Genomic DNA, 14414 nt, shown 5'->3' with positions numbered 1-14414 from the left:
GAAGTACAGCTTTGCCTAAGCACATAAAGATCTACGCACCAATACTTATTATTATCATCTTTATAAACGTTGCGGTGTACAGGCATTTGGAAAACCAGGCATCTGTTAGATACAACAGCCTCCATTCCCTGTATCAGCTGAAGAACGACTCGGCATTTGCCTATTTAGTGAAGCACGCTTCTGAAACGATTCCGCTTGCTGATACGCTGATGGCGATTTGCGAGTCGAAGGAAAATGAAGATCCTGCCAAGATACGGCAATGGATCGATAAGGCGAAGATCCAAGCGGAGGATATCGATGAGCAGCTATTAACGATCATTGAATTTAGCGATACCTTCCCCAACAACGCGGTTCCCAAGCTTTCAGTTAATAATACGGCAATGACAACGGATACCCAGGAGGACCTGTTTATTCTCGCTTTTCAGGCAAGGACATGGCGACCGTTATACCAAATAAGCTATTCGTATTGGAAGTCTAATCCTAAAACAATTGACGCCAAGACCAGAGAAACCTTGCGCTCGCTGGCGACTGAGCTCCGTGCGTTAAACCAAACGATTATGTCGTTTAAGGATGCCGCGCGTCACATGTTTTTCGAGGATCAAATAGAGTCCTATAAAGCGGAAATGCTGCGGCAGTTGAAACCACATCTTGAACGATTGAAAAAGATCCAAGATGACTTTATAGGTCAAAAATAAGACGAATGAATGGAATGGGCAGCATGTTACGCCTTAATCTAATGAAGATAATGGGTTTTATAGAAAAATAAACCTCAGCCTGGTAAACTACCAATATAAAGTTTGAGGAGGAACCAGGCTTGAAGAGTTTTGTAAAAAATTCTGGCCGCATCACTATGATGTTGTTCATTGCATGTAGTGTCGGTTGCAGCGCAAGTGAACAAAGCAATCCACGCACCCCAGAAGAGATAGCAACAAAGGAAGCTGTTGAGTCCATGAATATGAACCCCCAGGCTGATTCAGGAACCGACGAATTAAGCCAAGCTGAGAACGGTATGGGTCTAATATTATGTACTCCATTAAGATGTATCTCGAAAGACCGGAAGTTTCTCAAGCATTTCGCAATCAACTTGCCGAAACGATAGAGCTTGGATATGACTTGTATCGAAAGAAGGACATTCCGGAGTTCGAATCTTTGGTAGTCCATATAAAAAATGATAATCGATCAGAGGTAAAGGAGATATATGAGAAACTCATAACGATTTACCCTCTACCCACCAGAACAATCAAAGGCGCAAGCTTCAACAGCACTAAAGATGAAACAGTAAAGGCCGTTATTTTTGAGCCTGCCTTGACCGAAATATAGATCTTGTGTTAAATTTTTTCATGTAATAACGATGATGAACAATGGGAGGGATAAAGTGATGACTGCTTCTGAGATTGTAGATGTAAACGTGAACCTGTCATGTAAAGCGATGTTTGACAAGGTTCACATAATAACAAATCAGATACCGGAACTTTATCCTTCTATGCATATATGCAGTTCGTGACTTATTTATAGTTAGTCTCTTATTTTTGTATAGGTATAGTTAGGTTAATGTACGCAAAAAAGCACCGGTAAGCTGGTGCTTTTTTGCGTTTTCTCCGTTTAAAGGGAGATAGAAATGAAGCATTTATCTAAGTATGAAAAAATACGTAAGATCTTATCGGCTCTAAATCAACCGAATTATAGATATTCGCAAATAACAGAGTCAATCTTCAAGAACAAGATCGGAAATTTCGAAGCAATGAACAATTTGCCTAAGCCTTTAAGAAATGAATTAATCAAAGAGCTTGGAAACAATGTGTTAAGCATCACACCAAAAATGGAGCAGAAATCCAACCAAGTAAGCAAAATTCTGTTTGCTGTCCCAGGCGATGAATACATTGAATCCGTAAGGTTAAGTTATCAAACGGGCTGGGAATCCTATTGTATCTCTTCGCAGTGCGGTTGCGGATTTGGTTGTACATTTTGCGCTACGGGAACACTCGGTTTGAAGAGGAATCTCACAACGGATGAAATAACGGATCAACTGCTTTATTTTACTTTGAATAACCATCCCTTGGACAGTGTGTCTTTTATGGGGATGGGTGAGGCACTTGCAAATCCGTATGTATTTGATGCTTTGCATGTGCTGACGGATCCTAAACTTTTCGGTTTAGGACATCGAAGAATTACGGTTTCTACCATAGGTTTAATACCTGGAGTAAAAAAGTTGACGAAGGAATTTCCACAGATTAATTTAACGTTCTCGCTTCATTCACCATTTCATGATCAGAGAAGCGAATTAATGCCCATTAACAATCATTTTCCATTAGAAGAAGTTATGACCGTGTTGGACGAGCATATTCAGCAAACAAAACGAAAGGTTTACATTGCTTATATTCTGCTAAGGGGTATCAACGATTCAACTAAACATGCTGAAGCCGTTGCTGATTTGTTGCGTGGAAGAGGGCCATGGGAACATTTATATCACGTCAATCTAATTCCATACAATTCCACTGATGCCACATCACAAAGTTTTGTAGAGTCGGATCAGAACAGCATCAATATGTTCCTAAGAATCTTGAAGTCAAAGGGAATCCATGTCACCGTGAGGACCCAATTCGGATCGGACATCAACGCAGCATGCGGCCAACTATATGGATCAAACGGTAACATTTAATAAGTCGATCAACTAACCAGGAGGAATACAATGTTCTTAAAAAATACATCTATAACACATGTGATTCTCCATGCAGAGCCGGTTTTGAGTATTTGCATGGAGCAGCTAACACAATGGAAACTGGCTTTGCTGCTTGAACAATAATTTCAAGGAGTGAGTCGTTCGTGAGATATATTAATGCTTCTGTCGTCTTGCCGGAAGAACTAGTTGAACAATTACAGGAATATGTCCAAGGCGAATACCTCTATATACCAGCCGGAAAAAATGAATTTAAAGTCTGGGGAGAGCTGTCGGGCGCACGAAAAGAGATTAACCAAAGAAATGATGCTATTGTGGATGCGTATTTATCTGGCGCTTCAGTCGAGGAACTGTCAGAATCATTCTTTTTATCCACCTATGCGATCAGAAAAATAATTTATCAGAAATAATTACCTACGAATCCCTTCAAGCGTGCTAAAATCCAGCACTGTTACTTGAAGGGATTCTTTAACGCAAAGAAGAAACCGGGCATTGAGAGCAGCCACTTACATGTGATGCAGCTTGCAATGGGCGGGCTACGGAAAATATACGATATCGAATTTACGGCCGCTTGCCTGCAGTCAAAGCATGATGATAAAGACCACGGGAAGGGACGAATGAAACGGGTAACAATCGGTATTGGATTTATGATCATTGGAGTTTTATCCGTATTGCTGGCTGTGGGCCTACCCCGAGGGGGAATTGGATTTGCAGTTATTTCGCAGCTTTTCACTGGGTTTGGCATCGGTCTGGCACATCCAACCACCGGAGCCATTGCGCTGCAGCACGCAAAAGCAGGGGAAGAGGGGGAAATATCCGCCAGTCTTCAATTTACAGATGCCTTTAGTCCTGGCTTGAGTATTGGAATCGGCGGAGCCCTCGTTGCGATTAGTCAGTCGCTGAATTTGGGTATATTAACGGGGATCTTATTGGCTTTGTCCCTCCAATTTATCTTCGTGCCCTTGAGTTTTACGATATCCTTCCGCATCAAAGATACTTAAGAGGATTTTAACCATTGGATAATTATAACATTGACAACTGCAGGCTTTTCCAAAATAATAGAATGTAATTGAATACTGGTACCTTTAATTCAGTCCAGAGAGGCTGGCAAGGGCAGCGGATTTTTATAATCACGCGTGATTCAGTGCATATTCCGTCAGGGATGCCCTGTGTCTTCGCGCGGGTTATGATGTGATAAAAGAGGCTACTTGTCAGTGAAGACTTGACGAGTAGCCTCTTTTTTCTGCTTCTTTGGTATCAGAACACTTTAACCTGGAGGTATTCTGATGAGCAAACAAGATCAAGAGTTTTCGTGGCAAGCGGTACCGAAAACGCAAAGAAACCATTTTTGGAAGACGTTATCCGTCATGTTAGGGTTCACTTTCTTTTCGGCAAGCATGCTGGCAGGGGGGACATTGGGCGTCGGCTTGACGTTCATGGAGTTTATTGGAATCGTGCTTGCGGGTAATTTGGCACTCGGTATCTACACAGGAGCGCTGGCACATATCGCTGCAAAAACGGGCCTTTCCACGCATTTGCTGGCAAAATACGCGTTCGGTGAGAAAGGGTCGTACCTGCCATCATTCCTGCTTGGCTTCACGCAGGTCGGATGGTTCGGCGTCGGCGTGGCCATGTTCGCAATTCCGGTTGCCAAAGCGATGGATTGGAACGTGTATCTGTTGATCTTCCTGTTTGGTCTCGCCATGACGGCATCGGCCATCTTCGGCATGAAGTCCCTGGTCATTCTGGGTTATATCGCGGTTCCGGCCATTACCATTCTCGGCAGTTACTCCATGTTCAAGGGCGCGGATATGCTGGGCGGTCTGCAAGGCTTGCTCGATTACACGCCTGAACAGACGCTCACCGCGGCAGCGGCACTGACCATTTGTATCGGCTCATTCATTAGCGGCGGAACCTTGACGCCCGATTTTGCACGGTTCTCCCGGACATCGAGGCAGGCGGTTACCGCCACGGTCATTGCGTTCTTCCTGGGGAATTCGCTCATGTTCCTGTTCGGTGCGGTTGGCGCCATGGCTTATAACCTGGCAGATATCTCGGAGGTCATGTTCCTGCAAGGACTGATCATTCCCGCGATCATCGTACTGGGGCTGAATATTTGGACGACCAATGATAACGCTCTTTACGCTTCCGGACTGGGATTTGCCAATATCACCAAAATATCGAAAAAATTCTTCGTCATCATAAACGGCATCGTGGGTACCGTATTGGCCATGTGGATGTACAACAATTTCGTCGGTTTCCTCAATGTGCTGGGCGCGGCGGTACCGTCCATCGGAGCTATCATCATCGCGGACTACTTTTTTGTGAAGCGCAGAAACTATAAGCCGTTTGCCGACATGACTTTCAAGAAGGTAAACTGGATAGCGATGCTGGCTTGGGCTATCGGCGTGGCGTTCGCCCAGCTTGCTCCAGGCATAACGCCATTGAACGCACTAATCGGTACGGCGGTGGCCTACATTGTGTTGATGCTGATCGCTTCTGCGAAAGAATCCAAAGAAAGGGGAAAAACAATGATTATACAGAACGCAAAATTGCGGGGTAAAGAAGGTTTGTGGAATATCGTCGTGAAAGACGGTAAGTTTGAGCTAATCACGCAGTCGCTGGAAGCAACGGCGAATGAGGAAGTCATTGACGTGGGCGGCTCGCTTGTGCTGCCGCCGTTCATTGAACCTCATATTCATCTGGATACAACGTTAACGGCAGGCGAGCCGGAATGGAATTTAAGCGGAACGCTGTTCGAAGGCATTCAGCGTTGGTCTGAACGCAAGGCATTCCTTACGCATGAAGACGTCAAAACGCGCTCCAAAACGGCACTGAAGTGGCAGATGGCACAAGGCATCCAGCATGTTCGGACGCATGTGGATGTCACAGATCCAAGCTTGACTGCGGTAAAAGCGATGCTTGAAGTGAAAGAAGAAATGGCACCCTACATCGATATTCAGCTTGTCGCTTTTCCGCAGGAAGGCATTCACTCCTACCCGAACGGCGCGGAATTGCTGGAGGAGTCGCTGAAAATGGGCGTTGACGTGGTTGGGGGCATTCCGCACTTCGAATTCACGAGGGAATATGGCGTTGAATCGATGAAGGTTGCGTTTGACCTCGCTGAAAAATACGACCGTCTCATCGACATCCATTGCGACGAGATTGATGACGAGCAATCCCGTTTCGTGGAAGTCGTCGCCAAAGAAGCCTACGAACGCGGGCTGGGCTCTCGCACCACGGCAAGCCACACGACGGCGATGGGCTCGTACAATGATGCATATACCTACAAATTGTTCAGATTGCTGAAGATGGCGGACCTTAATTTCGTCTCCAATCCTTTGGTCAACATTCACCTGCAGGGACGATTTGACACGTATCCGAAAAGAAGAGGCCTGACTCGCGTGAAAGAGCTGCAGGAAGCCGGTCTTAATGTGTGCTTCGGTCACGATGATATCTTTGATCCATGGTATCCGCTAGGCACGGGCAACATGCTGCAGGTGCTGCACATGGGCATCCATGCTTCCCAGTTGCTCGGTTACGATCAAATCGTGAATTCGATCGATCTCATTACGAAAAACAGTGCAAGAACGCTGCATATCGAGGACGTGTACGGTATTGAAGAAGGCAAGCCTGCGAACTTCATCGTTCTTGAAGCCGAGAACGAATATGAGGCTATACGCAAACAGGCCGGGGTGCTCTACTCGTTCAGAGGCGGCCGCAAAATCGCCGAAACGAAACCGCGGGACACGTCAATCATTCTTGAGGGCGGTTCGGAGAAGGTCACTTTTAATAAATGATGGATTGAAGACAGGTTCTGAATGAATCGTTGATATTCCATTTAAATTATAAATAGGTTACTTGGCAATTTAAAGTCATCGCGTACTTAGCGATGGCTTTCTTTATATTGAGGATTCGTTTACGAAACACGCGATTACATTTGATACTCGCTTGACCCTTGTGCTTTAGGATTTTAGAGGAATAAAGCATAGAGGAGGAGCACATGAAGCGAAAATGGATCGCTGGTTTATTGTCCGGCATATTGATTGGCAGCAGCTTGTTTGAGCTTGCGCTTGCAAGCACCCCGGTTTATGCGGCCCCTTCGGGAGCAATGCCGGTGTTGATCTCGGAAGTTTATCCCGATGACCGGTCGAATCAGCAGATGATCGAAGGCGCGGGCGGGGCCGACCTGTTCGAATATGTGGAGGTTTACAATCATTCGGGAACCCCGATCTCGTTTAATGACGAATTCAACATGCGTTACGACTACAATACGGGCGTGAAGACGTTAACGGTAACGGACACCGTTTACGGCAAGCCGGATGGGGTGGTCATCCCGGCGAACAGCCCGGCCGTGCTCTGGGTGGAACGGACAAGCTCATCCATTACCGGAGCAGCCGCTGCTTTGACGGAATCCGATTTCCGCCGGTATCATTCGGTTCCCGACCATGTACCGGTATTTAAGCTAAGGGGACAGGATGGTCTCAACAATACGGACCGAGGCTTATACATAACCCGAAAAGGCGACGATGCCGCCGTGATCAGCGGCTTCTACTATACTGCCGACGATGTCGGCGACGGCAAGAGCGTGCATCTTCAGCTGCCTCCCGGCGGTTCAGCGATGATTCCTTACGCCAGGGAAGCTGCGCCTTCCGCCGGAATGGTCGACTCGGGTCAGCTATCACCTCTCGACAACCGCGCGCCGGAAATCAATCACATTCCGGTCGGCTCTGCCGAAAGGACACAGCCGCTGACCGTCAGCGCAAGCGTCTATGATGCGGACGGAGATGCGATGGTAGTTAAGCTGTACTACAAAACGGCAGTCAATAGTCCCTACAGCCAGATCGACATGATTGATCGCGGCGGTGATCAATTCGATGCGGTCATTCCGGCCGATCAGTTGACCGGGGATAAGCTGCAGTATTATATCGAGGCAGCGGATGGGCTTCAGCAGTCAAGATCTGTCGATTATGAAACGGCTTTAACTGGAGCCGGTGCAGGCGGGGACGTACCGCGTATTCTGATCACCGAAATTCTTCCGAACCCGGCCGGGGATTACCGGTGGGGAAGCGGCAACCAGTACGAATACGTTGAAATCTACAATAACTCGGATCAGGTTTTGGACCTCAAGGATTACACCCTCTGGTATCTATATCCGGGCACAACTGCGCCTAAGAGCTGGAAGGTACCGGATCATACCTCAATCGAGCCGTACAGCGCAGCCGTTATCTGGTTCGCGAAGGAGGCCGTGGCAAACGGCAAGGGATTTACCACGACGGCGGACTTCAATCTTCATTTTAACAGCACGCTGAACGACAACGATATTATTTTCTACGATAATTCGAAAGCTTCGGATTTCAATCTTCCGAATTCGCTGCATCGCGGGATTGCCTTGTCCGCGCCGGGACAGGCCAATTCGTACATCGTACAGGCCTGGTACGATCCCAGCACTCCGGACAGCCCGGACAGGCTGGTCAACGACGTCCGCAATGCGGTCGTTCGATATGCCTATCCGGATACAGGAACGACCATGAAACGTCTGGATAATCGGATGTACGCCAATCCTGGCAGCATTGATCCCGTCCAGGTGCCGTCTGTTGCAGGAGTCGACATGATTGCCCCGTCGCTGCAGCATGAGCAGACCGCCTATAATTTGGGCCAGGGACAGGCTTATCCGGTTTCCGTGATCAGCGATGAGCCTCTTGCTTCCATCGAAGTGCTGATTGGAGCGGCTACCGAGGAGCCGACAGCGTTTACGGACAAGCATGCGCTGACGCTTGCATCCCAGGAAAACGGCCTTTACGTCTACCAAGGCTCGATTACGCTAAAAGAGATCGGTGTCTATCGGTATATCATTGAAGCTGCCGACGGCAGCGGCAACCGTACTCGGGTTCCATATAACTCCCGGGGCGGCTTGCTAACGGTTAACGAAGAGAATACGGGAACCGAGCTGCCGGAGCCGGGGGTGTCCTTATCAAACGGCAGCATGATTAGCGGAAAGTTTTCCTTCTATGCTTACGGCTCCCGGGCTGAAGACGACATCGAAGTTCGCTTTGACGCCAATCCGTTGCCGCTTCGCAAGGCACTTCCGGGTAAGGTACAGTTGGGTATGCAGACCCGGGGGATCGATCAGATTTACCAAGCGTCGGCAAGCGCGCTGGATGCAAGCGCGGAGACGGTATTTTTCAGCCGCATCCTGCCCAAATACATCGACGGCGCCTGGTCGATATTCGATATGGCTCCTGACCTCTTCGTCACCGGGACAACGGTTTCCGTGCATACCGGAAATGAGAATGCGCCATATCAAGTCAAAGACCATGACAAGGTATTCGGCAAGAACAACCATGATGATTTTGAAGTGATGAATCTACATCTTGTGCTGCCGGACGGTTCGGTGGTCAAACCGGATAAGGTACTGAACTACCTAGGCAACCTTGGGCAATCGACCGTGGATTACCGGGAGGATACGTACTACGGATTCGGCGATGCGGATTACGGCAGCAACCCGAACAAGCCGATGATCAGCGACTTCCACTTTCCGATTCCGGAGGACAAGTTCACGGCAAGATATGCCGAACTCGACACCGCTTCGGTAAAGGACGGGGTATATCCTCTGAGCATGTCGATGAACGGTCAAGTCTTCAAGACCATCGACGTGACTGTGGACAACACCGCACCCGAGATTGAAGGGATATCGTATGGGGAAGGGCAATTATTGACTGACGCCCTGCAGCTCAAAGGGCCGTTCATGCTGGATGTGGTCGCTTCAGACAATTTAACAGGCGTAACGGGCATTGCGGCGGAGCTTGATGGCGAGCCAATCACGCTACCTTATGAAACATCTTCCACGCTGCTTGCGCCGGGCGAGCATACTTTGAATGTGACCGTACTCGACGGGGCCGGCAATTCGGCGGAGATCTCTCGCACCTTCATGATCGAAGAGGAGAAACCTCTTCTTCCGGGCGAGGTTTCCCCAGCCGATTTCGCGGAGAATGTGGGTTTGAATCCGAGCCTAAGAGCACGACTCAGCGATCCGAGCGGAGATTCGATGGACGTTCGCTTCTTGGAAGGGGATAAATTCGACTTTGCCCGAGAAGACGGGATCGAAGGCCATTTCAACGTTGCAGACCGGGAGCCTCCGCTCGTGCTGGCTCCGGATGGAGAGAAAGGGATCGGCAAGGAGGAGGCCGAGAAAATGGCTTACCCGGACGGAGAGTATCTTATCACGGATACGGATTCCGGGTTCCCTTATCATCGATTCGAAATCGAGCTGGACGAAGCATGGTCGGAACAGGATACCGTAGAGATGCACTGGCAAGGGCGCACGCTTCCGGGCCGTATCGTGACACTGTATGCTTGGGATTATGAGACCGGCAAGTGGACGGCACTGAAGTCGGCCACCGGTGACGAAGCCGAATCCGACATCGTCTTGACAGCGGAAGTGGATCCTAGCCGTTACGTGCGAAACAGCAAAATCCAGGCCATGGTCCAAGATGAAGTGAAGAGCGCGAATGCGCCGTTCAACATTTTATGGTTTACGGACACGCAGTATTACGCGGAATCGTACCCGGACATTTTCGATAAGCTGGGCGATTGGATCACGGAAGAATATAAGAAGGGCTTGTTCAGTTATGTCATCCATACCGGCGACATCGTGAACGTGGCCGACGACGAAAAGCAGTGGGCCGTAGCCGACCGCAACTTGAAGAAGCTGGACGAAGCGGGCGTACCGTATGGCGTGCTGGCGGGCAATCACGACGTCATCATTGACGGCGTGGATTACTCCTTCTACGGAAAGTATGTCGGGGCCGACCGGTACAAGAACAACCCATGGTATGGCGGTGAAATGGATAACAACCGCAACCATTACGACCTCGTATCGTTCGGAGGCCACGACTTTATTTTCCTCTATATCGGTTTTGGACTGGAGGATACGCCGGAAACGATCGCTTGGGCCAACGAGGTACTGAAGAAGCATGCGGACCGCATCGCCATCGTGGGCATGCACGCATATCTGGAAAGCAACGGCACCCTATCCAATATGGCGCAGCGCGTTTTTGACCAGGTCATTGCGCCGAACAAAAACGTGCAGCTGGTGCTAAGCGGACATTATCATGCTGCCAACCGGGTCGTGAAAACGGTGACGCATCCGGACGGATCTACAAGACAGGTCATCGAAATGCTGGCGGATTATCAGGGAGGGCCGAACGGAGGAAACGGTTATCTTCGACTGTTGAAATTCGATCCAACCTCCGGCACGCTGGACGTGGATACGTATTCGCCTTACTTGGACGATTATAATTTCTTTGACGAAGCCATTGAGGATTTTACGGAGCCGTTTGCGTTCACGGATATTCAAAAACGGGTGGCAACCGATTATTTTGCGGTCAACGTGTACAAAGATACGCTGATCGGCGAGCAAAAAGACGTGAAGTCCGGAGAAATTGCTTCTGCCGTATGGAATGGACGAGAAGCCGATGAGACGTATTATTGGTATATGGATATTACCGATGAATTCGGCGCAAGGCAGCTTAGTCCAATCTATCGTTTTACGACCTCAAAGAAATCCTCTCCTCCAGGTGGCGGCAATAACGGCGGCGGAAACAATGGGGGTGGCGGCAATAACGGAAACAACGGAAACAACGGCAATAACGGAGGCGGCAGCAATCAAACGGGCCCTAGCAAGCCAGGCGGCACACCGCCGACCACTGGAGCTTCCAGACCGGGAACGATTACGGCGGAAGTCGCGATAAACGGTCAGAAGGCTCAGGCAGCCATCAGCGAAATGGAGCTCAGCGAAGCCTTCGAAAGCGTAACAGCAGATGGGCGGGGAATTAAGACGGTCACGATTCAACTGGACGAAAGCGCACGAGCGTTCAACGGCGAAATCGTCATCCAGGTACCGTCAGCGTACTTGAACCGGAACCACGCGCGGGAACGGATCGAAATCGTTACCCCGCAAGCAACCGTGACGGTGCCTTCCAATATGCTGAACAATCTGAAGGAAGCAGGGCAGTTCACGGGCCTCGTGATTCGTCCGGGCAATCAAGGCGGGCTTTCCGGGGACCGACTTACCGGAATTGGGAACAGACCGATCGTCGAGCTGCTACTGCAGATCGATGGCAAGACGGTAAAGTGGCCGGGAAGCAGCACACCTGTAAAGGTATCGCTCCATTATGAGGCCAAGGCTGACGAACGATTGGATCAGCTAGTCGCGTGGGAACTGGATACAATGGGATCCGTATCAACTATCCTAAACGGTCATTACAATGCAGAGCTTCGCACCCTGAATTTCGATACAAGCAAACTTGGCATGTATGCGATCGCATATAAGCAAGTATCTTACCGGGACGTGGACCCCAGCAGCTGGTATGCAGACGCCGTTAATTACCTCTCTGCCAGAGACGTTGTAAAAGGTGCAGACGGAGGGCGATATCTTCCGCAGGAGAAGATCAGCCGGGCCGATTTCCTGGTCATGGCCATGAATGCCTTCGGCTTCAAACCAGGGAAAACGGATGATGCCATGAATTTTGCCGATGCGGGGAGCAGGTATTATACGCCGTATTTGTCCGCTGCGAAGCAGCTGGGACTGGTCCATGGAACGGGAGATAACCGGTTTAGACCGGAGGACTCGATCACGCGTCAGGATATGGTCGTCATGCTCCATGCGATGATGGAAGCGGCCGGAAGCGAGTTGCCGGGCGGAGGAGACGGCACGGATCGTTATTCCGATGCGAAGGACGTATCCGGTTATGCGCGAGAAGCGATGGACTTCATGCTTGAAGCCGCATTGATTCAAGGCACAGGCAGCGGCAAGCTGTCTCCAAAGGCCGTTACCAATCGGGCAATGGCAGCCGAGCTGATGTACAATTATCTGGCCAAAAGCCGGGAAGCCTCATAAACATAAAAAAGATGAGAATCAGGCAAAAGGACATGAATTAGATGTGCTCACAAAGCAAGAACGGGAGAAACCTCCCGTTCTTTTTTTGTTGCGCGTATTCTTGTAAGCACATGATTACAAGAACACATATGCATAAGAGATGCGAGAATCGAGGCTATCTTGTCTCATTGCTGCAAGCTCTTGACCGGAGTTGAGGATAAGAAACCAAGTGATGGAATTCATCCGGCTTTAACTTTTTTCATAAGCCCTCTAAACAGTATCATTTTTTGACATGATTAAAAGTTATGATTAACCCATCGAACGAAATGAAAATTCAAAGAAAAGGAAGGGATTGAAAATGACAAATTACATCCTCGAGGAAAAAGACAGCTTTATCGTTTTAGGAATTGGAACTGAGCTTCAGAGTGATTACACCGACTATGCGGGCATTAACAAGGAGAAGGCCGACTTTTGGAAAGCCGTGAAGCAAGACGGAAGGTTGGACACATTAAAGGCCATCGCCGCAAATGACTACATTTTTTCCGTAAACGAAGCGGTGAACAACAAAATGATGTACTACGCCGGCGTCATGACAGAGGAATCGGTGCCCGAAGCAACCCGCGTTATCCAATTTCCTAAAGGGGAATACCTCGTTGTAAAAGGGGAGGGGCAGTCGGCTGATGAGTTGAGTCAATTGCTTGCTGGCATCGCCTTTGGTCAAGTATTGCCGGAAGCCAACAATTTCGCGTATGTCGGCGGTCCAAATGCCATGGTGGATATGGGACAGCGAAACGGCCAAATATTAGGCGAAATGTGGATTCCTGTTGTTCGGAAATAAAGAGCCGTGAATGCTTTCGATGCGAGCTTTGCCCATAGTAGAAGTAAAGCTCGCAAAATCATTAGGAGGGATGATCGTGTCCAATATCGTTGATTTTAAAAATGTATCTTCAACTGGTTTAGAGTCTTCGCCCGTAGCAGATGCGCTTGCTGGTTTACGAGCGAATGAAGCCCGTTACTTTATGAACAAGTATAAGCATGCATTTACGGTTGCACCAGCTAGCGAGAGCCAGGAGACCCTGAATTATGTGAACCGAATATTGAAAGAAGAGCGTGATCTTGAGTTTGCGGCCAAACCCTTGGAAACGTCACGTTTTCAAGTGGAAAACATTCAATTTGCCTATGTTTTTTACGAGAATGGTCTTGGGTTAAACGTAATGTATACAGTGGATGATCCTAAGAAGCGAGCCGTTGGTTTTAAGCTTTCGGAGGGGATGGAGGTGCCCGAAGAGTTAGAAGGGAAGTTTAAGTTCGCTAGGCAGAAGTCGAAACTGGCAGGAACGATTCGAGGCTCGTTTTTTGTAATCAAGAGAGATTATGATGAAGAGGTGGAAACCAATGAATAAGGTGATCGGTGTAGAAACAAGCATGAAAATAAATACCCGCCCGCTAGGGAAAACGGTTGCTTATTGGTCAGTCACAGGACTGCTCGCAGCAGCTATTATGTTAAGTGGTATCGGACAGTTGATGCAATTTGGGGGAAACCTCGAATTAGTGACGAATCTGGGCTATCCATTATACGTATTGACCATTCTCGGAATATGGAAAGTGCTTGGAGCCATCGCTCTCCTCGTGCCAGGTTTACCTCGACTTAAAGAATGGGTTCACGCCGGCATCTTCTTTTTAATGACGGGCGCGGCATTATCTCATGCATTTGCTAACGATTATGGGGATTACGGGTTTAATCTTATCCTACCGCTTTCTTATGCGGCACTTAATATCGTTTCGTGGGCGCTTCGGCCACCGAAGAACCGCTTATCTTAAGAAAAGGGTGAAGTCAGGGATATCTCAACGGGGTTC

General features: G+C 48.8%; 9 protein-coding genes and 2 pseudogenes. All 11 read left to right on the top strand.

Annotated features, from left to right (window positions below):
- The first annotated feature begins 11 nt into the window (after window positions 1-11).
- The 11 genes and pseudogenes from HMPREF9412_RS28910 to HMPREF9412_RS28860 all read left to right on the top strand — a co-directional run bounded on the left by HMPREF9412_RS28910 (window position 12) and on the right by HMPREF9412_RS28860 (window position 14378).
- Entirely contained in the window at window positions 12-695 is a 684-nt protein-coding gene (locus HMPREF9412_RS28910; protein ID WP_036673984.1) for a hypothetical protein, read from the top strand.
- A gap of 119 nt (window positions 696-814) precedes the next feature.
- On the top strand, window positions 815-1099 hold the full coding sequence (locus HMPREF9412_RS33520) for a hypothetical protein (protein ID WP_254664130.1): 285 nt from the start codon (window positions 815-817) through the stop codon (window positions 1097-1099).
- 519 nt (window positions 1100-1618) lie between these two features.
- Entirely contained in the window at window positions 1619-2659 is a 1041-nt protein-coding gene (locus tag HMPREF9412_RS28900; protein ID WP_009595405.1) for a Cfr family 23S rRNA (adenine(2503)-C(8))-methyltransferase, read from the top strand.
- A 164-nt stretch (window positions 2660-2823) separates the two neighbouring features.
- Window positions 2824-3087, top strand: coding sequence for a CD3324 family protein (locus HMPREF9412_RS28895; RefSeq protein WP_009595418.1), 264 nt, complete (start codon window positions 2824-2826; stop codon window positions 3085-3087).
- Window positions 3088-3243: 156 nt separating this feature from the next.
- Window positions 3244-3678, top strand: a pseudogene (locus HMPREF9412_RS28890) (hypothetical protein); the annotation flags it as partial.
- Window positions 3679-3963: 285 nt separating this feature from the next.
- Window positions 3964-5196 (top strand): annotated as a pseudogene (codB, locus tag HMPREF9412_RS32445) (cytosine permease); the annotation flags it as partial.
- Between the two features lie 12 nt (window positions 5197-5208).
- Window positions 5209-6477, top strand: coding sequence for a cytosine deaminase (locus tag HMPREF9412_RS32440; protein WP_036673980.1), 1269 nt, complete (start codon window positions 5209-5211; stop codon window positions 6475-6477).
- A gap of 203 nt (window positions 6478-6680) precedes the next feature.
- Complete coding sequence (locus HMPREF9412_RS28875) at window positions 6681-12578, top strand: S-layer homology domain-containing protein (RefSeq protein WP_009595442.1); 5898 nt, start codon at window positions 6681-6683, stop codon at window positions 12576-12578.
- A 337-nt stretch (window positions 12579-12915) separates the two neighbouring features.
- A complete protein-coding gene (locus HMPREF9412_RS28870) occupies window positions 12916-13395 on the top strand; it encodes a GyrI-like domain-containing protein (RefSeq protein WP_009595421.1) in 480 nt (159 codons plus the stop codon).
- A gap of 76 nt (window positions 13396-13471) precedes the next feature.
- Window positions 13472-13960 carry a hypothetical protein gene (locus HMPREF9412_RS28865; protein ID WP_009595467.1) on the top strand — a complete coding sequence of 163 codons (489 nt, stop codon included), beginning with the start codon at window positions 13472-13474 and terminating at the stop codon, window positions 13958-13960.
- Complete coding sequence (locus HMPREF9412_RS28860) at window positions 13953-14378, top strand: DoxX family protein (RefSeq protein WP_036673976.1); 426 nt, start codon at window positions 13953-13955, stop codon at window positions 14376-14378. The genes HMPREF9412_RS28865 and HMPREF9412_RS28860 overlap by 8 nt, the downstream gene beginning before the upstream one ends.
- Window positions 14379-14414: the final 36 nt, after the last annotated feature.

This window comes from Paenibacillus sp. HGF5, from assembly GCF_000204455.1.
Taxonomy (GTDB): domain Bacteria; phylum Bacillota; class Bacilli; order Paenibacillales; family Paenibacillaceae; genus Paenibacillus_AQ; species Paenibacillus_AQ lautus_A.
The sequence above is the reverse complement of the archived record's forward strand: the minus strand, read 5'-3'. Positions and strand labels throughout refer to the sequence as shown.

Coding starts and splice junctions, on each gene's coding strand:
- HMPREF9412_RS28900 (WP_009595405.1), top strand. CDS start 1,619: ATGAAGCATTTATCTAAGTATGAAAAAATACGTAAGATCTTATCGGCT.
- HMPREF9412_RS28870 (WP_009595421.1), top strand. CDS start 12,916: ATGACAAATTACATCCTCGAGGAAAAAGACAGCTTTATCGTTTTAGGA.
- HMPREF9412_RS28860 (WP_036673976.1), top strand. CDS start 13,953: ATGAATAAGGTGATCGGTGTAGAAACAAGCATGAAAATAAATACCCGC.
- HMPREF9412_RS32440 (WP_036673980.1), top strand. CDS start 5,209: ATGATTATACAGAACGCAAAATTGCGGGGTAAAGAAGGTTTGTGGAAT.
- HMPREF9412_RS28875 (WP_009595442.1), top strand. CDS start 6,681: ATGAAGCGAAAATGGATCGCTGGTTTATTGTCCGGCATATTGATTGGC.